At 54.8% G+C, this 19673-nt stretch carries 20 protein-coding genes; 15 read left to right on the top strand and 5 right to left on the bottom strand.

Annotated features, from left to right (window positions below; translation table 11 throughout):
- Position 1 precedes the first annotated feature (1 nt).
- The 4 genes from VGM48_RS13110 to VGM48_RS13095 are packed head-to-tail and all read left to right on the top strand — an operon-like array spanning position 2 to position 5590.
- A complete protein-coding gene (locus VGM48_RS13110; RefSeq protein WP_331579786.1) occupies positions 2-3223 on the top strand; it encodes an efflux RND transporter permease subunit in 3222 nt (1073 codons plus the stop codon).
- Positions 3220-4302 carry an efflux RND transporter periplasmic adaptor subunit gene (locus tag VGM48_RS13105; protein WP_331579784.1) on the top strand — a complete coding sequence of 361 codons (1083 nt, stop codon included), beginning with the start codon at positions 3220-3222 and terminating at the stop codon, positions 4300-4302. Before VGM48_RS13110 ends, VGM48_RS13105 begins: the two co-directional genes overlap by 4 nt.
- Before the next feature lie 59 nt (positions 4303-4361).
- Entirely contained in the window at positions 4362-5198 is an 837-nt protein-coding gene (locus tag VGM48_RS13100; protein ID WP_331579782.1) for a sulfite exporter TauE/SafE family protein, read from the top strand.
- Positions 5198-5590 (top strand): DUF1634 domain-containing protein, encoded by a 393-nt coding sequence (locus VGM48_RS13095; protein WP_331579780.1) that lies wholly within the window; start codon positions 5198-5200, stop codon positions 5588-5590. Before VGM48_RS13100 ends, VGM48_RS13095 begins: the two co-directional genes overlap by 1 nt.
- A 3-nt stretch (positions 5591-5593) precedes the next feature.
- On the opposite strand, the gene VGM48_RS13090 is transcribed toward VGM48_RS13095, so the two are convergent.
- Together VGM48_RS13090 and VGM48_RS13085 are read right to left on the bottom strand one after the other, a co-directional pair.
- Positions 5594-5869: a hypothetical protein gene (locus VGM48_RS13090; RefSeq protein ID WP_331579778.1), complete on the bottom strand. Its 276-nt coding sequence runs from the start codon at positions 5867-5869 to the stop codon at positions 5594-5596.
- A gap of 105 nt (positions 5870-5974) precedes the next feature.
- Entirely contained in the window at positions 5975-6241 is a 267-nt protein-coding gene (locus VGM48_RS13085) for a hypothetical protein (protein WP_331579776.1), read from the bottom strand.
- Between the two features lie 145 nt (positions 6242-6386).
- Here VGM48_RS13085 and VGM48_RS13080 point away from each other — a divergent pair, with 145 nt between their 5' ends.
- Together VGM48_RS13080 and VGM48_RS13075 are read left to right on the top strand one after the other, a co-directional pair.
- Positions 6387-6920, top strand: a complete 534-nt coding sequence (locus tag VGM48_RS13080; RefSeq protein WP_331579774.1) for a DinB family protein — start codon at positions 6387-6389, stop codon at positions 6918-6920.
- 95 nt (positions 6921-7015) lie between these two features.
- On the top strand, positions 7016-7723 hold the full coding sequence (locus tag VGM48_RS13075) for a hypothetical protein (protein ID WP_331579772.1): 708 nt from the start codon (positions 7016-7018) through the stop codon (positions 7721-7723).
- Between the two features lie 2 nt (positions 7724-7725).
- Here VGM48_RS13075 and VGM48_RS13070 read toward each other — a convergent pair whose 3' ends face one another.
- From VGM48_RS13070 to VGM48_RS13060, 3 genes are all read right to left on the bottom strand, one after another.
- Complete coding sequence (locus VGM48_RS13070) at positions 7726-8901, bottom strand: epoxide hydrolase family protein (protein WP_331579770.1); 1176 nt, start codon at positions 8899-8901, stop codon at positions 7726-7728.
- Positions 8902-9024: 123 nt separating this feature from the next.
- A complete protein-coding gene (locus tag VGM48_RS13065; RefSeq protein ID WP_331579768.1) occupies positions 9025-10743 on the bottom strand; it encodes an ArnT family glycosyltransferase in 1719 nt (572 codons plus the stop codon).
- A gap of 89 nt (positions 10744-10832) precedes the next feature.
- The gene (locus VGM48_RS13060; protein WP_331579766.1) at positions 10833-11501 is read right to left on the bottom strand and encodes a phosphatase PAP2 family protein; all 669 of its coding nucleotides are present in this window, start codon (positions 11499-11501) and stop codon (positions 10833-10835) included.
- 133 nt (positions 11502-11634) lie between these two features.
- Here VGM48_RS13060 and VGM48_RS13055 point away from each other — a divergent pair, with 133 nt between their 5' ends.
- The 9 genes from VGM48_RS13055 to VGM48_RS13015 all read left to right on the top strand — a co-directional run bounded on the left by VGM48_RS13055 (position 11635) and on the right by VGM48_RS13015 (position 19387).
- Positions 11635-12762 carry a hypothetical protein gene (locus VGM48_RS13055; protein ID WP_331579764.1) on the top strand — a complete coding sequence of 376 codons (1128 nt, stop codon included), beginning with the start codon at positions 11635-11637 and terminating at the stop codon, positions 12760-12762.
- Positions 12763-12816: 54 nt separating this feature from the next.
- Positions 12817-13464 (top strand): DUF47 domain-containing protein, encoded by a 648-nt coding sequence (locus VGM48_RS13050; protein ID WP_331579762.1) that lies wholly within the window; start codon positions 12817-12819, stop codon positions 13462-13464.
- A gap of 5 nt (positions 13465-13469) precedes the next feature.
- Positions 13470-14507, top strand: a complete 1038-nt coding sequence (locus VGM48_RS13045) for an inorganic phosphate transporter (RefSeq protein WP_331579760.1) — start codon at positions 13470-13472, stop codon at positions 14505-14507.
- 52 nt (positions 14508-14559) lie between these two features.
- Positions 14560-15423: a glucose-1-phosphate thymidylyltransferase RfbA gene (gene rfbA, locus VGM48_RS13040; RefSeq protein ID WP_331579758.1), complete on the top strand. Its 864-nt coding sequence runs from the start codon at positions 14560-14562 to the stop codon at positions 15421-15423.
- 23 nt (positions 15424-15446) lie between these two features.
- The gene (galE, locus tag VGM48_RS13035; protein ID WP_331579756.1) at positions 15447-16505 is read left to right on the top strand and encodes a UDP-glucose 4-epimerase GalE; all 1059 of its coding nucleotides are present in this window, start codon (positions 15447-15449) and stop codon (positions 16503-16505) included.
- 67 nt (positions 16506-16572) lie between these two features.
- The gene (locus VGM48_RS13030) at positions 16573-17532 is read left to right on the top strand and encodes a transketolase family protein (protein ID WP_331579754.1); all 960 of its coding nucleotides are present in this window, start codon (positions 16573-16575) and stop codon (positions 17530-17532) included.
- Positions 17533-17536: 4 nt separating this feature from the next.
- A complete protein-coding gene (locus tag VGM48_RS13025; protein ID WP_331579752.1) occupies positions 17537-18082 on the top strand; it encodes a sigma-70 family RNA polymerase sigma factor in 546 nt (181 codons plus the stop codon).
- 31 nt (positions 18083-18113) lie between these two features.
- Entirely contained in the window at positions 18114-18962 is an 849-nt protein-coding gene (locus tag VGM48_RS13020; protein ID WP_331579750.1) for a hypothetical protein, read from the top strand.
- Between the two features lie 8 nt (positions 18963-18970).
- Positions 18971-19387 carry a hypothetical protein gene (locus VGM48_RS13015; protein ID WP_331579748.1) on the top strand — a complete coding sequence of 139 codons (417 nt, stop codon included), beginning with the start codon at positions 18971-18973 and terminating at the stop codon, positions 19385-19387.
- The last annotated feature ends 286 nt before the right edge of the window (positions 19388-19673 follow it).

The following is a 19673-nucleotide window of genomic DNA, read 5'->3' as shown; positions in this document are numbered from 1 at the left end:
AATGGTACGAACAGCTTTAAAAAAACCTATTACCATCGTCGTTCTGTTCCTGGGGCTGCTGTTGTTCTCGGTCATGGCGATCCGTAGCATCCCGATCGACATCTTTCCCAAGCTGAACTCGCCTACGATCTATGTGATCGAGCAGTATGGCGGGATGTCGGCCCAACAGATGGAAGGCTTCTTTGCCACCCGGCTGCAGGATCAGTTTCTCTATGTCAACGGCATCAAGAATATCGAGAGCCGCAGTATCCAGGGCCTGTCCATGATCAAACTCACCTTCTATGAGAACACGGATATGGCCGAAGCCTCCGCACAGGTGGCCCTCCAGGTGAACCGGAGTGCGGCCTTCTTTCCACCCGGTGCACTCCCGCCGCAGGTGGTTCGTTTTGACGCCTCCTCCCTGCCGGTGGGTGAGCTCGTCTTCAGCAGCAAGACCCGGCCCCTGAAGGATATCTTCGATCTCGCCCTTACCCGCGTGCGGCCGCTCTTCGCCACCGTTCCCGGACTCTCGGCGCCGCCACCCTTCGGCTCCAACGCCCGCTCGGTGCTGATCAATGTCAATCCCGAAAAGCTCCGGATGTTCAACCTGTCCGCCGACGAGGTCGTACAGGCAATTGCCCGTAACAATGCCATCACGCCTTCAGGCAACCTGCGGGTCGACAGCACGATGTATGTCACGTCGATCAATTCGCTGGAAGGCAAAGTGCAGCATTTTGAGGATATCCCCGTCCGGAGCAACGGCAGCAGCATGGTCTATGTACGCGACGTGGCGACCGTGGCCGACGGCGCAGATATCACCGTGGACTATGCGCTGGTCAACGGAAAACGAAGCGTCTATATTCCCGTCGTCAAAACAGCCGATGCCTCCACCTGGGAAGTGGTGCAGACCCTGCGCAAGCGTATTCCCGAGATGAAGAGCCTGCTACCCGACGATGTCAACATCAGTTATGAATTTGACCAGTCGGTGTTTGTGATCAACTCCGCCAAGAGTCTGATGACCGAAGGGATCCTGGGCGCGGTGCTCACCGGATTGATGGTGCTGCTCTTCCTTCGGGACTGGCGAAGCAGTCTGGTGGTGATCATTACCATTCCCGTCTCGGTGCTGGGCGCCGTCTTTTTCCTGAAGCTGGCAGGACAGACCGTTAATATCATGACCCTGAGCGGGCTCGCTCTGGCCATCGGGGTCCTGGTCGACCAGGCAACCGTGACCATCGAGAATATCCACCAGCATTTGGAAATGGGCACCAATAAAAAACAGGCGATCCTCGACGCGTGTTCGGAGATCAGTTTTCCCTTGCTGCTGATCCTGCTTTGTATCCTGGCCGTTTTCGCCCCGGCCTTTGTCATGTCGGGAGTGCCGAAGGCAATGTTCCTGCCGCTCTCCCTGTCCATCGCCTTCGCGATGATCGTCAGCTTCGTCGCGGCGCAAACCCTTGTTCCGGTGATCAGCGTGTGGTTGCTGAAGGCGGAAAAATTCCAGTATCACCACCAGGGTCCTCACGCCCACGCCGGTCTCGCATTGAACAGCGGCGAACGGCAGGAAGTCGATCAGCATGGCCGGCAGGAACAGGAACACAAGGAGGACAATGGGTTCTTCCAGCGGGTAAAAAGCGGGCTGGCCTCGCGGCTGGAAAAATGGATGCCGCGCCGCAAGCTGATCGTCATCATTTATCTGATCCTGGCGTTTGGCGCCGCCGGCTTCTGCTTTTCCATCATCGGAAAGGATCTCCTGCCAAAGACCAACACGGGCCAGCTCCAGCTTCGGCTGCGCGAATCCGATGGGACAAGGCTGGAGGTGACGGAACGGGTAACCCAGGGCGTCCTCAGTATCATCGACAGCACGGTGGATCATAACATCGCCATCTCTTCCGCCTATGTGGGACTGGTGCCCAGTAATTTCGGCTCCAGCAATCTCTATATCTTCAACAGCGGAACGCATGAATCGGTGATCCAGATCAATCTCAATGAGGACTACAAGGTCAGGATCGAAGACCTGAAAGAAACGCTGCGCAAGAACATCCTCGCCGCCTATCCGGAGTTAAAGCTATCCTTCGAGCCGATCGAACTGACGGAGAAGATCATGGCACAGGGCGCCTCCACACCCATCGAAGTGCGGGTGGCCGGGAAGAACATGGGCGATATCGAGTCCTATGCCGGGAAGCTGCTCCGGGCCCTCCAGGCCGTGCCCTTCCTGCGGGACGTACAGATCGCCCAGCCGCTGCATATGCCGTCCGTGCAGATCGATGTCGACCGGAACAAGCTCGCGTTGATGGGTCTCACCATCGACAACGTGTCGAAGAGCATCACGGACGTCACCTCCTCCAGCCGCTATACCAACAAGAACCTCTGGCTGGATGAACGCGCGGCCTATACGTACCAAAGCCAGGTGCAGGTGCCGGAATACATCATGAACTCCACGCAGCAATTGCAGTCGGTGTCCCTGGTGCCGGGGCAGAACCGGCCGGTGTTGTCGGATGTCGCCAGCCTCCGGGTCGATACCTTACCCGGGGAATATGATCGGGCCGGACCACGCCGCTATGTCACCGTCAGCGCCAATATCTACCGAAAAGATCTGGGTTCGGCCACGACGGCGGTTCAAAAAGCGATCGACCAGCTGGGTACGCCGCCTACGGGCCTGGTCGCGGAGGTCAAAGGAATGTCCTCGTTGCTGGTGGAGACCCTGAACTCGCTGCAAACGGGGTTGCTGGCAGCGATCGTGGTGATCCTGCTGCTGCTGGCAGCGAATTATCAGTCGTTTGGGGTGTCGATCTCGGTGCTGGCAACGGTACCGGCCGTGCTGCTGGGGGCAATGTTGTTGTTGCTGGCTACAGGCGCGACGCTGAATCTCCAGTCGTATATGGGTATCATCATGTCCACCGGCGTCTCGGTCGCCAATGCGATCCTCATCGTGACCAATGCCGAGAAGCTGCGGCTGGAATATCGCGATCCCTTCAAGGCGGCGATCGCCGCGGCCAGCATCCGGCTCCGGCCGATCCTGATGACCTCGCTGGCAATGATCGCCGGGATGATCCCCATGGCAAGCGGGCTCGGCGAAGCAGGTGATCAGTCGGCTCCGCTGGGTCGCGCAGTTATCGGCGGGCTGGCAGCGTCTACCTTCGCCGCATTGTTTATCGTTCCGCTGGTGTACGGCTGGATCCGGCAAGGCGCCTCTCTTGATACAGTTTCCCTTTTACCTGAAGATGATAATACACAAACTATATGAACAAGTATATCCTTTTAATGCTTTTACCGATCTCGCTTCTCGTCTATGGCTGCTCCGACAACCATGCGGCAGAGAAGAAATCCACGCCTGCCGCGGAACCCCACTACGCACTGGCCACCGCCGAAAAACAAAATGTCCAACAGGTTTACAAGCTCCCGGCCCAGCTCGCAGCCTATCAGGAAGTCAGCATCTTCCCGAAAGTGAACGGCTATGTAAAAACCGTCCTCGTGGACATCGGCTCGCAAGTCAGCGCCGGCCAGCTGCTCATGGTGCTGGAAGACCCCGAGCTGGAACAGGCCGCGGCCCAGGCCCGGGAAAAATATTTCGAGACCGTCTCGTCATATACCATCAGCCGCGAAAATTATGAACGCCTGAGACAGGCGGCAAAGACGCCCGGCGCGATCTCGCCGATGGACCTGGCCACGGCCAGATCCAAGACGGAAGCCGATAGCACTCTATGCAACGCAGAGAAAGCAGCCTGGCAGCAACAGCAGGTGATGCTCGCCTACCTGAAGGTGACGGCGCCGTTCAAAGGGGTCATCACCCAACGCAACGTTCACCCCGGCGCACTCGTCAGCGCGGAAGCCAGGGACGGTAAGCCGATGTTGGAGTTGAAGGAAGTGCAGCGCCTGCGGTTACAGGTATCCATCCCCGAAAGCATGGCCGGCACCCTGCGCGAGAATGATACCATCTCCTTTTACCTCAGCAGCTTCCCCGGAAAACGGTTTATCGGGCATATCGCCCGGAAATCGATGAACATCAACCAGCAATACCGGTCGGAACCCGTCGAGCTGGACGTGTATAATCGCGACGAGAAGCTCGCACCCGGGATGTACGCCGACGTGCTCTTTGACAGCAAAGGCAACCCCAATGCACTGGCCGTCCCCAAGACCGCCGTGGTCACCTCTACCGAACGGAAATACGTCATCGCCATCCGGGATGGCCGCACCACAAGAGTGGACGTCACGACGGGCAACGAAGGCAGCAGCCTAATCGAAGTGCTGGGTGAACTGAAGCCCGGCGACCAGGTCGTCGCCAATGCCAACGACGAGATAAAAGAAGGGATCACCCTGAAATGATCAGGACGATAAAAAAGGCCGGTTCTCTGAACCGGCCCTTTTTCTATATTTGCACCACCATGACTATACTCGTCTTTAGCGGCATCCTTTTCGCCGGGGCTCTGGCGGCAGGACTACTGGGCTCGCTCACCGGCCTCGGGGGCGGTGTCGTCCTCATCCCGCTGCTAACCCTCGTCTTTAAAGTCGATATCCATTATGCCATCGGCACTTCCCTGATCAGCGTCATCGCGACCTCGTCGGGCGCAGCGGCGGCATATGTAAAAGAGGGCATCACCAATATCCGGCTGGGAATGTTTCTCGAACTGGCGACCACCGCCGGGGCGATCGGCGGAGCCTTCCTGTCCACCTATCTTCCGACATCGGTCATCGCCATCCTCTTCGGCGCGATCCTCATCCTCTCGGCATTCCTTTCCTTCGCCCGGCCGGCCGACCCCGTAACGGCGGGCGAGCCCAGCGCCCTATCGAAAAAACTGCGGCTGAACAATAGCTTCCCCACACCGGAAGGCACAAAGCACTATCTTGTGAAGAACGTGATCGGCGGATTCGCCATGATGAACATCGCCGGGATGATCTCCGGATTACTGGGCATCGGCTCGGGAGCGCTGAAAGTCATCGCCATGGACAATGTCATGCGCATTCCCTTCAAAGTGTCTACCACCACCAGCAATTTCATGATCGGAGTGACGGCTGCCGCCAGCGTCGGGATCTATCTGAAACGCGGCTATATCGACCCGGGTCTGTCCATGCCCGTTATGCTGGGAGTCCTGGGAGGCGCCTTCCTGGGGTCGAGGATGCTGGCAAAAACCAAGACCGCAAGCCTGAAGATGCTGTTTGCAGCCGTGGTCCTGGTGCTGGCGGCGGAAATGATCTATAACGGTATCAACCATAACATCTGATGGATACAACAAATAAACCACGACGGTTGACGGGAAAGTTCCGGGATGCGGACCTCGAACAGATCATTGGTTCATTATTACGCTATGGCGTACTGGCCTCCTCCCTGGTAGTGCTGGCCGGCGGCATCGTCTACCTGATCCGCCATGGAGCACAATATCCGCAATACCATCAGTTTCGGGGCGAGCCGGACAAGATGCGCAAGCCCATCCTGATGTGGGAAGCCGTATGGCATGGCGAAGGTCGCCCCCTGATACAACTGGGACTGCTGATCCTCGTGGCGACACCCATCGCCCGGATCATCTTTTCATTTGTCGGTTATTTACTGGAAAAAGATTACCTGTATGCCGTGTTAACGGTCATCGTTTTGCTGGTCATTCTCCTAAACTTTTGAGGGCTACTCTTCCTCTTCTTCCTCGATGAACTCCTCCGTAACAGCCTGCCCCTGGTAGAGACTCTCCAGCTGTTCGGCCGTCTCTTCATCCACTTCCTCCACCAGTTTGAAAATGGACTCGTCCTGGTATCTGAAAAAATCCTCCGCTTGTGGCAAATAGCTGCGCAGAAGGGTCGTCTCTTTTGTATGAAGGATCACAGACACCAATTCGATGTCGGATTCGGCATCTACCTGTATAAGGTAATACGTATTGAGCTTTAATTCTCCGAAGCTGGCCATAGTGATTCGATTTTGTCCTATAGCTAACAAAAAAAGCGACCGGTTGTTGGAAAGTACCGGTCGCTTTTTTGCACAATGCCGAAAAGAAAATATCGATGATTGCCGCTAATTTTTTGCAGCAATTTTTGCAGCGGTTTTCGCAACCTTTTTTGCAGGTTTTGCCGCCCTCTTCTTTTCATTCCTCTGCTTTTTGCTGCTCTTCAGCAGATCGCGGCTGATCAGTTTACTGACCTTCTTTACATGGGTGGCCAGCTTCTTCTCACCAATCTCTTGTTTATATTCGGCCAGGGCCCCCGCCAGCTTCTCCCCGATCTCTTTCCGAACCTGCTTTTTGTTCGGAGTCGCGGGATTCGCTGTTTCTTGTTGATTCATACGAAAGTGTTTTTGATAATAATATGATAACCTAAATTTAATCTGAATGGATCAAAATCAATGTTAAGTTTTTCCTGACACCTGCTGACATAGGGCTGACACTACCCCGGCTTTACTTTGTTCCAACAACAAAAACCTATTTTTTATGTCAACGATCAGCCCGCTTCTAAAAGAAATGGATCAGGAAGCCCAGACCACCCGCAAAATGCTCCAACGCGTCCCGACCGCCTATTTCTCCTGGCGCCCGCATCAAAAGAGCATGACTATTAAACAATTAGCTACGCACATCGCAGAATTGCCCAGCTGGGTCACCATGGCCGTCACCACCGACGAGCTGGATTTTGCCGCCAATCCCTACAAACCCGAGGACGTGAGCAATACGGAGGACCTGCTCGGCTATTTTGAGCGGTCGCTGGCAGACGGCCGGGCCCACCTCACCGCCGCAAAAGAGGAAACGCTGGCAGAGCCCTGGACCCTGCGCAACGGCAGCGATATCCTATATGTCGCAACCAAGGGCGAGGTCATCCGCATGGCTTATTGTCAGATCGTTCACCATCGTGCTCAGCTGGGCGTCTTTCTCCGCCTGCTGGACATCCCCATTCCCGGTAGCTATGGCCCCAGCGCGGATGAACACGAATTCCAACCCGCCGAAGAATCCGTGGTTGAACAACAGCTCTGAAAGATTGAAGAAGGATGTAAAGGAATTGAATCGCTTTTGTCATAACGGCGACGCCGTCCATCTTTACATCCTTCTTCATCTTTAATCGTCCATAAATGAAATTTTTGCTTTGTTCGCTCGCCATACTCCTGCTCGCCTGTACCGACACCACCGCCCAGGACGCCGAAGTCGGCGTGGGCAGCCCCGGGATCGATCGTGCTTATCTCGTCAACCGCTCGGTCTTCCAGCGGCTCAGCTGGATCGACCCATCCGGGCATCTAACCGCCAGCGCCACACTCAATTGCGTCACCCTGATCGATTCCGTCCATCAACACCTGATCTATCTCCAGCTGCGCAATGACGGCAAGCGGGATTCCACCGTCGCCCATTGGCCCGATCTGAAGCCGGTGTATACATCCACCACCGCCGGCTCCCACAGGGAAAGCTATGATTTTCAGTCCGGCAACGGCGTAAAAGTGTTTTGCACCGCTAACGGAAAGGTCGTGGCCGACAGCATGGCAAAACTGTCGCCGGCGTCCTTCGACAGCTATCTCACCGATTATCTCATCGGCGCACTGCCGCTAAAGGCCGGTTATACGACACAGTTTACCACCAATTCCGGGCAGACCTTTGCCGTGCGGATAAAAGAAGTGATGACCGATGTTGTCTTTTCTCCAAACGGCCAGCCGGTGGAGATCTGGCTGGTGCATGTTGAATCCAACGGTTATAATATCCTCTATTGGGTGGATAAATCCACACGCGAGATGCTGAAATCCGTGATCGCGCTCGCGGATGGCAGCGTCTTTATGAAGTCCAAGATCTGATCCTACCACAACTTCGTCGCGAAGTGGAAGAGGTCGCCGGCAACCACATCAGGCCGTTCCATCGGCACAAAATGACCGCCGGAACCAAGCTCGGTCCACTGCATGATATTGAAGAACCGTTCGGCAAATTCGCGCGGGGCAGGCACCATATCTCTTGGCGGGATACAGACCGCCGTAGGCGTATCGAGCCGGCCCTTGGCCTGCCGCAATTGGGTGTGCATCGACTCGTAATAGATCCGGGCCGCCGAACCCACGGTCTGGGTAGCCCAATAGATCGTAAGGTTGACGAGCAATTCATCCCGGGTATATACTTTTTCCAGATCCCCGGGCTGATCGCTCCAGCTGTAGAATTTTTCGATGATCCAGGCGGCAAGCCCGATGGGTGAGTCATTAAGGGCATAGGCAAGCGTCTGCGGTTTCGTGCTTTGCAACAATCCATAGGCCCCCTCCTGCATCTGCCATTGCTGACCCGCCTGGATATACTTTTTTTCCGGCGGGGTAAGCTCCTCGGGCTTCAACGAATAGAAATGCATGTACGGAACATCGAGCAGGTGGATTCCCAACACCGCTTCGGGATAGGCAATGGCCAGCTGTTCGGCGATGCTGCTCCCCAGGTCACCGCCGTGGACCATGTATTGCGGATACCCCAGTTCACGCATCAGCCGCCCGAACAATTCAGCCACCCGCGTGAAATTCATCCCGGCCTCCCCGGGCCGGTCGGAAAATCCATACCCCGGGATCGAAGGGATGACGAGGTCAAACGAGATACCGTCGGGTCCTTCGGCCGCGAGCAGCGGGATCATTTTCAGAAACCGCGTAAACGAGTCCGGCCATCCATGGATAAGCATCAGCGGCACCCGCTTGCGGCCCTTGCCTTTTTCATGAACGAAATGCAGATTGATACCGTCGATCGTTGCCCGAAAATGATGCAGCGCGTTGAGCTGGTCTTCCTGTTCCTTCCAGTCAAAGCCATTCGCCCAATGCGTACACAGCTGCTTCAGGTATTCCTCATTCGTACCATAGCGCCAACCGCTGCCGCCGATCTCATCCGGCCAGCGGGCCCTGCCGATCCGCTCCCGCAGATCTTCTATGACAAATGGTGAGATGGAGATCGTGTAGGGTTCGATAGAAACCCCTGTTCCTCTTGTCTTTGTGGGAGAGATTCGCTGCGTGCTCATGGGTATTGCTTTTGGATAAATATGCAAAAAGCCGACCACCATCCGGCGGAGCCCGCCGCTGTTACCCGTTGGAAGTCCGCCATTCCTGAGCCCACCGTCGTTACCCCGCACCCCCACCTGCTGTTACCTCGCGGCAACCCGCATCAACGCCCAGGGCGTCAGCACCGAAGCCCGCGTGTGATAATCAATAAACTTTCCGGTCAGCTGGCTGATGTGAAAATTGGGGAAGGATCGCAGCGCGGTAGTTCGGTACCCACGCAAAGCCAGCGAATCGCTAAAAGCCGGCGGCGCAAAAACGAGCACCCCCTGCCCGCCGGCCGCCGGCTCCTGCGTGTCGGCCGCCAATCCCTGCCCGCGTCGCAAAGCGGCCGCCAGGCTGTCCATCGGGACACGCTCTACCGGGTGGGGACAGTCGAATTCGAATGAATAACTCACCGGCGCCTCCTCTAAAAGATACACCGGTTGCGCGATCGGTGACAGGTTGCGGGTATAGCCGCCGGCGACCGTCCCCGCCTGGTATTCCAGAATGGCCGGATATAGTATGAAATTGACAAAGGAGAAAACAAGCAAAGCCATCCAGAAGCTGCGACCGATCGGCACGGACATCAGCGGCCCCCGGAAAAGCAAAAAGGGCAACACCGCGAGCCCGGCGATGACGATCATGATCAGTACCCAGCCGCCGAAATGAAAGAACCAGCACAACACCAGCAACAGCACAGGCAGCAGCACGGCAATACTGTTCTGCAGAACGCGGATGGTCTTCTGCGTCCATCGCCGGCGGACGGAATGAAGATACTCGGCCGTCAGGATCGAAAACAGGGAAAAAAGAATATTCAGATAATGCGGCAGCTGGAACCGCGAAAGAGAAAAGACGACAAAGCTGGCCAGCGCTGCACCGAGACAGATCATGTCACCCGGAATGGCCCGGCGTCTCCGGCATTTCTGGACAATGGCGGCATACAACAAAAGACTCCAGGGGAGAAAGGCCCACAGCAGCGTATGAAAATAAAAAAAAGGATCGCCGCTACCCTTGATGGGACCGGTGTTGAAGAATCGCCCAAACTGGCTATCCCAAAAAAAGAAACGGACACCCGATACCCCGGTTCGGCCAAACACGATCTTTTCGGGATGGAGATCAAACTGGAGATAAAGACAGGTGATCTCGGGAAGCATAAACAACCCGGTCAGCCCGATCGCGATCCACCAGCGCGGATGACGAAACTGTTCCCATTCTTTTCCGGAGATCCAGTCAAGGATAAACCCGGCGCCGATCGTGATCAGTACAAAGGGCCCCTTTGTCATACAGGCGCAGCCGGCGCAAAAGGCCCCGGCCAGCAGATGAAGCCCCGGCCGGCTTCGGGATGCGCGGTAGAAATGATAGATCGAGCCGATAATGAGTCCCGTGAGATAGGGTTCCGCCCGGACATCATTGTTGGAAATGACCAGGTGGGCCGCCGATACATAGATCAGCACGGCCAGTTGGGCCACCGGCTTGCCATAGAGCGAAAGCGCCAGCCGCCAGGTATACCAGGCGCCCGCGGCCCAGAACAGCAGGGCCGGAAATTTATATGCAAAGGCATTGATGCCGAACAGCCGAAAGCTGAGGGCCGCCATCCAAAAAGGAAAATGGGGTTTGTCCAGCCAGTCCTTCCCTTCCACGCGGAGATGGATAAAGTCACCGGTCTGCGCAATGGTCTTTGCAATGGTGGCGTAGAGCGAACCATCGGGTTCGAGGATGGGGATCAGCAGGCCGCCGGCATTCACCACGACGGCAGCGATCAGAAAAGGGATGAACCATTTTTGAAGCCAGGTCTCCCATTCGGATTGGTGGGGCGATATCATCCCTTCAAATATCGGCTTGTGGCAAAAAATTGCAAAAAAAATAATTTTTTGCCGCAAGCCCTATGATGTCTGTACGTTTCGCCATGGGCTCACATACTCACCGGACTCTGTCCGGTGTGGGATGTTTTCCCCTTGCGGATCGCGGGACGCTGACCCTGCCGGTGATCCCAGAAGACAAAGATCCGGGACATACCCAGCCCCGTTAGTGTGCCGACGAGGGCGCCGACAAGGATATCGAAAGGATAGTGCTTTCCCACATAGACCTGGGCATAGCAGATGAGGGCGGCCCAAAGCCAGAGCCAGGCCCATTTCCGGCCGTTGATCGCGCGGATGGAGAAATACCAGAAAGTGGCGAGACCAAAGTGATTGGCCGCATGATTGGAGGGCATCGAATACAGACCGCCGCAATCTACGATGCCGCGCAGATAGGTCTGCAGTTCGGGATCGTGGCAGGGACGAGGCCGTTCGAAAAGCGGTTTTAAGATCTGCGCCGTAAGACTGTCGGTGATGGCAAAAGTGACCAGGCTCAACAGGATAAAGGCCCAGGCCTTCGACCGGGCTCCGTCCGGTGCGGAACCGGCCTGCGCCTGCCTCCCGATGCGGAACGCATAATACATCATGAAAGCATAAAAGGGCGCCCAGGTAAAAGGATTCCGCACTACCGGCATCACTGCATCGAGAATGGAATGATCCGCATCGTGCTGCACCAGCACAAAGAGCATCCTATCGAGATTATCCAACCATTGTAACAAAGGCATACGGCGCTATTGAACATTAAAACTAATCCTATCCAATTTAAAAAACTATGTCATCGCACGGGGGTAACCATAAGTTAATCTTCCCATAAACATGCGGTCATACCCCATAGCTAATTTTGACAAACCCATTAAAATGAAAGGTATCCTCACAACAATGTTAGCGGGAGCGCTATGCCTCTCCGCTGCCGCTCAGCCTGTTGCCCGGACAAAGCACCTCTTCATCATTACCATTGACGGTTTTCGCTGGCAGGAGGTCTTTACGGGTGCCGACGCACAACTGGTAAGCAATCCCGAATACGTCCGCGATACCGCGCTCACGCGCGGAATGTATTGGGACAGTTCGGCCGAACTTCGCCGCAAAAAACTCCTGCCCTTTTTCTGGGGGACGCTTGCGGCAAAGGGAAGGTTGTATGGTAACCGGCTTTATGGGAACAAAGTAAACGTCCGGAATTTCTACAAGATCTCCTATCCGGGTTATAACGAGATCTTCACGGGGCACACAGATGCGATCAGCAGCCCCAATATTCCCATCAACAACAAGCACGTCAACGTGCTCGAGTATCTCAACAGCGCTCCCGAATATCATGGCAAAGTGGCCGTCTTCACTTCCTGGAATGTATTCCCGTTTATCCTGAACGAAGAACGTAGCGGCCTGCCCGTCAACAGCGGATATGAGCGGTTAGGGGAGAGCGGTGACGCGGAAGCGGGACTCATCGACAGCGTGATGACGACGATGCATCCGACAAAGACCCGGCACGATTATCTTACTTTTTGCAGCGCGCGCGAATATCTGCGGCAACACCATCCATCCGTACTCTACCTCGGGTTTGGCGAAACGGATGAATGCGCACACGCCGGCCGCTATGATCTCTACCTTCAGCAGGCCGCCGACATCGACCGGATGATCGCCGATCTCTGGTATGAGGTTCAAACCGATCCTTATTATAAGGACAGCACGACCCTTCTGATCACCACCGACCATGGCCGGGGATGGAAGCCCAATAAATGGACCACCCATGGCTTCTGGGCCGAGGGTTCGGGGGATATCTGGATGGCGGTGTTAGGTCCTGATATTCAATCGGAAGGTGAGATCCGTAGCAAAGGCCAGGTCTATCAGAAACAGCTGGCAGCCACCATGGCCGCTTTGCTGGGCGATCCCATCGCCCCGGGCCATCCTCCGGGCAAGGCGATCCATTTCCCCGTGGCCGGCCCCCTTACCGACCTGGCCGGCACGCCAAAGACCGTCACCGGGGTCGAATAGTACTATTTGCGGCAAAGCGGTCGAATAATGCTATCTTGCGCCAAATTTTGTGGCATGGCTTTTCAGTCCTTTCTCCAGCTTTTTACCCCAAAAGACCGGGTTTTCTATTCTTTGTTCGAACAGGTGGCCGACAGCGTAGCAAAAATGGGTAAACTAATGAAGGAGGCGGTAGCCGAACCGGACGCCGACAAACGGGCAGCCATCAGCTCGCAGGTGGAAGATCAGGAGCATGTCAATGACGACCTCACTCATCGCATCTTCACCGAATTGGGGCGCAATTTCATCACCCCCTTCGACCGCGAAGACATTCACTATCTGGCCAGCAGCCTCGATGACATCTGCGACTACATCTACGCAGCCGTAAAGAAGATCAATTTCTACAAGGTAAATCCCAACGACACCGGCATTCAGAAACTGGCCGATCTGATCGATCAGGGCGCTATGCAGATCCAGATCGCCGTGAAAGAACTGCGCAATATGCGGGACATGAGAAAGATAACCGATGCCCTTGTTAAAGTAAACAGTATTGAAAATCAGGCGGATGATATATTCGACCTCAGCATCGAACGCCTCTTTGAATCCGAACCGGATGCCAAAGAGGTGATCAAGAAGCGGGAGATCTACCAGGTGATGGAGATCGTGACCGACAAATGTGAAGATGCAGCCAACGTCATCGAATCGATCATCATTAAATACGCCTGAGCCCCATGTCGTTTCTGGTTATCATTATCGTACTGGCCCTCGTATTCGATTATATCAACGGTTTCCACGACGCCGCCAATTCCATCGCGACCATCGTTTCCACCAAGGTGCTCACCCCGTTTCAGGCCGTCCTCTGGGCCGCCGTTTTCAACTTCGCCGCCTTTTTTCTCGCCCGCTATGTCCTGAAGGAGTTTAAGATCGGCAACACCATCGCCAGCAGCGTCAACAAGGAATTCATCAACCTGGAGGTCATCTTCTCGGGGCTGATCGCGGCCATCTGCTGGAACCTGCTGACCTGGTGGTTTGGCATCCCTTCCAGTTCTTCCCATACCCTTCTGGGCGGCTTCGTGGGCGCCGCACTGGCCCATGCCGGGGCCTTAAGCCACAATGGGGTCAATGTCATCAACTATGCCAAGGTGATCCCTATCTTTTTGTTCATTTTCGTAGCGCCGTTCATCGGGATGCTGGTGGCCTTTATCATCACCCTCCTCATCCTGAACGTATGCCGCCGGGCCAATCCCTACCGGGCCGATAACTGGTTCCGCCGGCTGCAGCTGATCTCTTCGGGTCTGCTCAGCCTGGGCCATGGCAGCAACGATGCCCAGAAGGTGATGGGCATCATCGGCGCGGCCATGATCTGGTATCACAAGTCGCAGGGGCAGGAAATGTCATTCAGACAATTTATCGACTCGAATATGTGGGTTCCGCTGGCCAGCTTTACGGCTATTGCCCTGGGAACGCTTAGCGGGGGCTGGAAGATCGTAAAGACCATGGGTACCCGGATCACAAAAGTGACGCCCCTGGAAGGGGTCGCCGCCGAAACAGCAGGCGCCGTCACGCTTTTCATTTCCGATAAACTGGGGATCCCGGTAAGCACGACCCATACCATCACCGGGTCGATCATCGGAGTCGGCGCCACCAAGCGGCTCTCGGCGGTACGCTGGGGGGTGACCATCAACCTCCTTTGGGCCTGGGTACTGACGATCCCGGTAAGCGCCTTATTGGCGGCCCTGGTTTATTTTATCGTTAGTTTCTTCCGCTAGTTGGCCAAAACTTCCTATCTTTCGAGGATTTTCAAAACGCAGTTTTCTTACTATGAAAGGAATTATTCTCGCTGGAGGATCCGGTACGCGTCTGCATCCGATAACCTATGCCATCAGCAAACAGATCATGCCGGTGTATGATAAGCCCATGATCTACTATCCCCTCTCCACACTCATGCTGGCAGGGATAAAAGATATCCTGATCATTTCCACTCCGCACGATCTGCCGCTGTTCAGAAAATTGTTCGGAGACGGGTCGCAGCTGGGTCTTAACTTCTCCTATGCCGAGCAGCCGCTGCCAAATGGACTGGCGCAAGCCTTCGTCATAGGCCGGCAATTCATCGGCAATGACCCCGTGGCCCTCGTACTGGGCGATAATATCTTCTACGGTGCGGGCCTCGGCAAGCAGCTCGAGAAGAATACCCGGCCGGAAGGCGGTATTGTCTACGCCTACCAGGTAAGCGATCCCGAACGCTACGGGGTCGTAGAGTTCGACTCGAACAACAAGGCCATCTCCATCGAAGAGAAGCCGGCGAAGCCAAAAAGCAATTATGCCGTTCCGGGGTTGTATTTCTATGATAACTCGGTCGTGGAGATCGCCACCGCCTTAAAGCCGTCCGCCCGCGGCGAATACGAGATCACCGATGTCAATAGAGAATACCTGCGCCAGGGAAAGCTGACAGTGTCGATCCTCGATCGCGGTACCGCCTGGCTCGACACCGGAACCTTCGATTCACTGATGCAAGCCTCGCAGTTTGTACAGGTGATCGAACAGCGCCAGGGCATCAAGATCGCCTGTATCGAAGAGATCGCCTATCGGAAGGGATTCATCAATAAGACGCAGATGGAGAAGATCGCCCAGCCGCTGCTGAAAAGCGGATACGGCCAGTACCTTATCAATCTGATTAATTTATAACAAAATAGATCATTATTGCTGTTATGGAGAAGATCCTTGTTACAGGCGGATGCGGTTATATCGGTTCACACACGATTGTGGACCTGATAGCCAATGGCTTTGAAGTAATTTGTGTCGATAACAATGTACGCTCCTCTCCCCGCATACTCGAGGGAGTGGAGAAGATCACCGGAAAAAAGATCAAGAACTATAAGGTCGATCTTTGCAATTACGACGACACCTGCGCCATTTTTCAGGAGAATGCGAATATCGCCGGCATCGTTCACTTTGCCGCCTATAAAGCCGTCGGCGAGTCGGTCGAACAGCCGCTCATGTATTTCGAGAATAACCTCGTATCCCTGATCAACCTGCTGAAGGTGGCCCAGGAATTCGAAGTTCCGCATTTTGTCTTTTCCTCGTCCTGTACGGTGTACGGCAACCCGGATTCGATCCCGGTGACAGAACTGTCGCCGCCAAAACCGGCCGAGTCGCCCTATGGCTATACAAAACAGATGGGCGAACAGATCATCAACGAATTTTGTAAGTCGGCCACCCGAACAAAGAGCATTTTGCTGCGTTATTTTAATCCCGTCGGCGCCCATCCGAGTATCCTGATCGGTGAGATGCCGATCGGCAAGCCGGCCAATCTCGTCCCCGCCATCACGCAGACCGCTATCGGCAAGCTGCCCTCGATGACCGTCTTCGGGGACGACTATCCCACCCGCGACGGCTCCTGTATCCGCGACTTTATCCATGTCAGCGATATCGCTCATGCTCATACCCTCGCGATACAGTATATGATCGATAAAAAGAACATCAATCGCGCGGAAGTATTCAATCTCGGTACAGGGAACGGCGTCACCGTACTGGAGGCGATCAAGGCCTTTGAAAAGGTGAGTGGCGTAAACCTGAATTACCAGATCGGACCGCGGCGCCCCGGTGATGTCATCGCCATCTATGCCAATAACGACCTGGCCAGGAGAATGCTTGGCTGGACCACCGGATACAACCTTGAAGACATGCTGTCCACGGCGTGGAAATGGGAACAGAAGCTGAAAGCGGACGAGAAATTCTACAACGGAAAGTTCTCGAGTTTCAATTAGAAAAAATATTTTTGCGGATTTTTTTACCGCAATTCAGTTACTTTGTAAGGATTAAAATCAAACGACAATGTTAAAAGATATTCAGGTAACAGGACAGAAAGACACACGCAGCGGATTTGGAGATGGGATCGTAGAAGCAGCACGCAAAAACTCTAACATTGTAGCCCTCACCGCCGATCTGGCCGGGTCGATGAAACTCCAGGCCTTCATCAAGGAATTTCCCGAACGCTTTGTCCAGTGCGGTATCGCAGAAGCCAATATGATCGGCATCGCCTCCGGCCTCACCATCGGCGGACATATCCCTTTCACAACGACATTTGCCAACTTTTCCACCGGCCGCGTCTATGACCAGATCCGTCAGTCCGTAGCCTATTCGGGGAAGAACGTGAAAATATGTGCCTCCCACGCCGGCGTGACGCTCGGTGAAGATGGCGCCACCCATCAGATCCTGGAAGATATCGGCCTGATGAAAATGCTGCCGGGGATGACCGTGATCGTTCCCTGCGACTATGCGCAGACAAAGGCCGCAACGATGGCGGTCGCCGACTATCAGGGTCCCGTCTATCTGCGCTTCGGCCGGCCCGTTTGGCCGATATTCACCGCCGGCATGGAGTTTCAGATCGGGAAGGCCCAGGTCTTCACCGAAGGATCCGATGTCTCCATCTTCGCCTGCGGCCATCTCGTCTGGAAGGCCATCGAAGCCGCCCGGATCCTCGAACAAAAAGGCATCTCCGCGGAAGTGATCAACCTGCATACCGTCAAGCCGCTTGACACCGCCGCGATCATCAGATCCGTACAAAAGACCAAATGCGCGGTCACGGCCGAAGAACACAATGTCATCGGCGGCCTCGGCGACGCCGTCGCACAGACGGTGGCCAGGAACACCCCCATCCCCATCGAATACGTCGGAACGAACGACACCTTCGGGGAAAGCGGCACGCCCGATGAATTGCTGAAAAAATATGGCCTGGATACGCCCAATATCGTCACAGCCGCCGAAAAGGTAATCGCAAGAAAAAACAAATAGTATAGTGACCATCCAAGACACCGAGCTGCTTCTGCAATTCCGTGATCCTGAAACCAAAGAGCGGGCATTCACCGCTATCATCAGGAAATACCAGGAGAAGCTGTATTGGCATATCCGTCGGATGGTTGTGGAACACGAGGACGCCAACGACGTATTACAGAATGTGTTTATCCGGGTATGGAACGGCCTGGAAAACTTCCGGGAGGACAGCCAGCTCTACACCTGGCTCTACCGGATAGCGACCAACGAGTGCCTCAGCTATCTCGAACAGCGAAAACGCAAGTCCACCCTGTCCCTGGACGAAATGGAATCCGGCCTGAGTAATAAGATCGTCGCGGACAAGCATTTCGATCCCAATAAGCTCGAATGGAAGCTGCAATTGGCCATCCAGCAACTCCCTGAAAAACAGCGAATTGTATTTACCCTTCGATACTATGACGAGATGCCCTATGAGGAGATGAGCCGGGTGCTGGATACCTCCGAAGGTGCGCTCAAAGCCTCCTATCATCATGCCGTCAAAAAAATAGAGGATTACATCCTAAATCATTAAACCTTGATTAATGAAAAGGGTCTGAAAATAGATGAACGCGAGCAAGGACATATCGGAAGAATTGAGGTCGCTGAGTGAGCTCGTCGCCACGATCAGCCGCCAAACCCCTTACCGGGTGGCGGATGACTATTTTGCAGACCTTTCCAGCCGGATACTGCTTCGGATCAAAACCCAGCATAAGCCACTGGCATTCAACGTGCCCGAGGGATATTTCGAGGGATTTGCCGAAGGAGTGCTGGCCCGTATCAAGGCTGGGGGCAACGCCTCCCACCAGGCACCCGAAGCGAAATCGCTGCGGACTGCCCCGGAAACCGCCGCCGAAGAACTGGCCGCGCTATCCCCCCTTTTAGCACAGCTCAGGCCCCTCGGGACCTACCGGCTGCCCGAAGGGTACTTTGAAGAGCTTTCGCCCATATTGGTCGCAGCAAGAGACAAAAACCCCTATACTGTTCCGGATGAATACTTTCGCCAGCTGCCCGTTGAAATAGAGGAGAAGGTGCTGGAAGCAGCAGCAGAGGCCCAACGGGCGCCCGCAAAGGTTGTTGCCTTTGGCGGCCGCAGGACCAACTGGTGGAAATACTCGGCGGCAGCCGTCGTGGCCGGGCTGATCCTGACCATCGGCTGGCTGCGCTTGCACGTCAACGGTGGACATCAGGGCCAAACCCCCGATATCGCCTCCAGCCTGACCAAGGTCAGCGACCAGGATCTGCAAAGCTTCCTGGCCGACCAGGATACCACCCTGGCACTGCCGACCAACAACACGGCAACGCTGGACTTCAATGACAATGACGTAAAATCTTTACTCGGGGATATACCCGACGGAGATCTGAAGCAATATATGGAAGATCATGGGGGGCCGAATGACATTGCAACGAATTAGCAGCAACAATGAAAAAATTATTTTCCGTATTGGTGATCCTCTGCTGGCTGACCCCACCCGCACATTCACAGGGCCAGACACAACAACGGCCTGGCGCCGGGGGTCTCGAATCTATGAAGATTGGCTTCATCACCAACCGGCTTAACCTGACGCCGGAGGAGGCCCAAAAATTCTGGCCCATCTACAAACAATACAGCAATGAAGTGCGGCAGGCCTATTTTGCGTACCGTAGCGATCATAACGAGCTCGGACTCGAAGAAAATCTCCTGAATATCCGGAAAAAATATAGCGTGGAATTCCTCAAAGCCATCCCTCCTCCTAAGATCAATGATTTCTTCCGCGCCGAAAAAGATTTTAATGTATTCATACAACGCGAACTGCAGCGAAGACAAATGCAGGGGCGACGATTTCAGCCGGTCAACTGATCCCTCAACCGATCACTAACCCGCCGCAAACCCATCGCTCAACAACCGGTCAAGCCATTAACCAAAACCGAGCACAGCGAGGTTGGCCGAAGGCCCGACATAAAATATTGGAGCGCGAACGACGAAAATTTGGCGAATAGTCGGAGCGCCCAAATGCTGACCCCAACATTTGCCTCATTCGCCGAAAAATTTTATTGAAAGCTTTCTGAAATACGATATTTGAACTTGGTGTTTTTCATAGGTTAGCAACGGCCGGCTCTTTCCAGGGCAGGCCTTTTTCTTATGT

This window comes from Puia sp. (assembly GCF_036500295.1).
GTDB lineage: Bacteria > Bacteroidota > Bacteroidia > Chitinophagales > Chitinophagaceae > Puia.
Note: the sequence above shows the minus strand (reverse complement) of the source record. Positions and strands in the feature narration are given on the sequence as shown.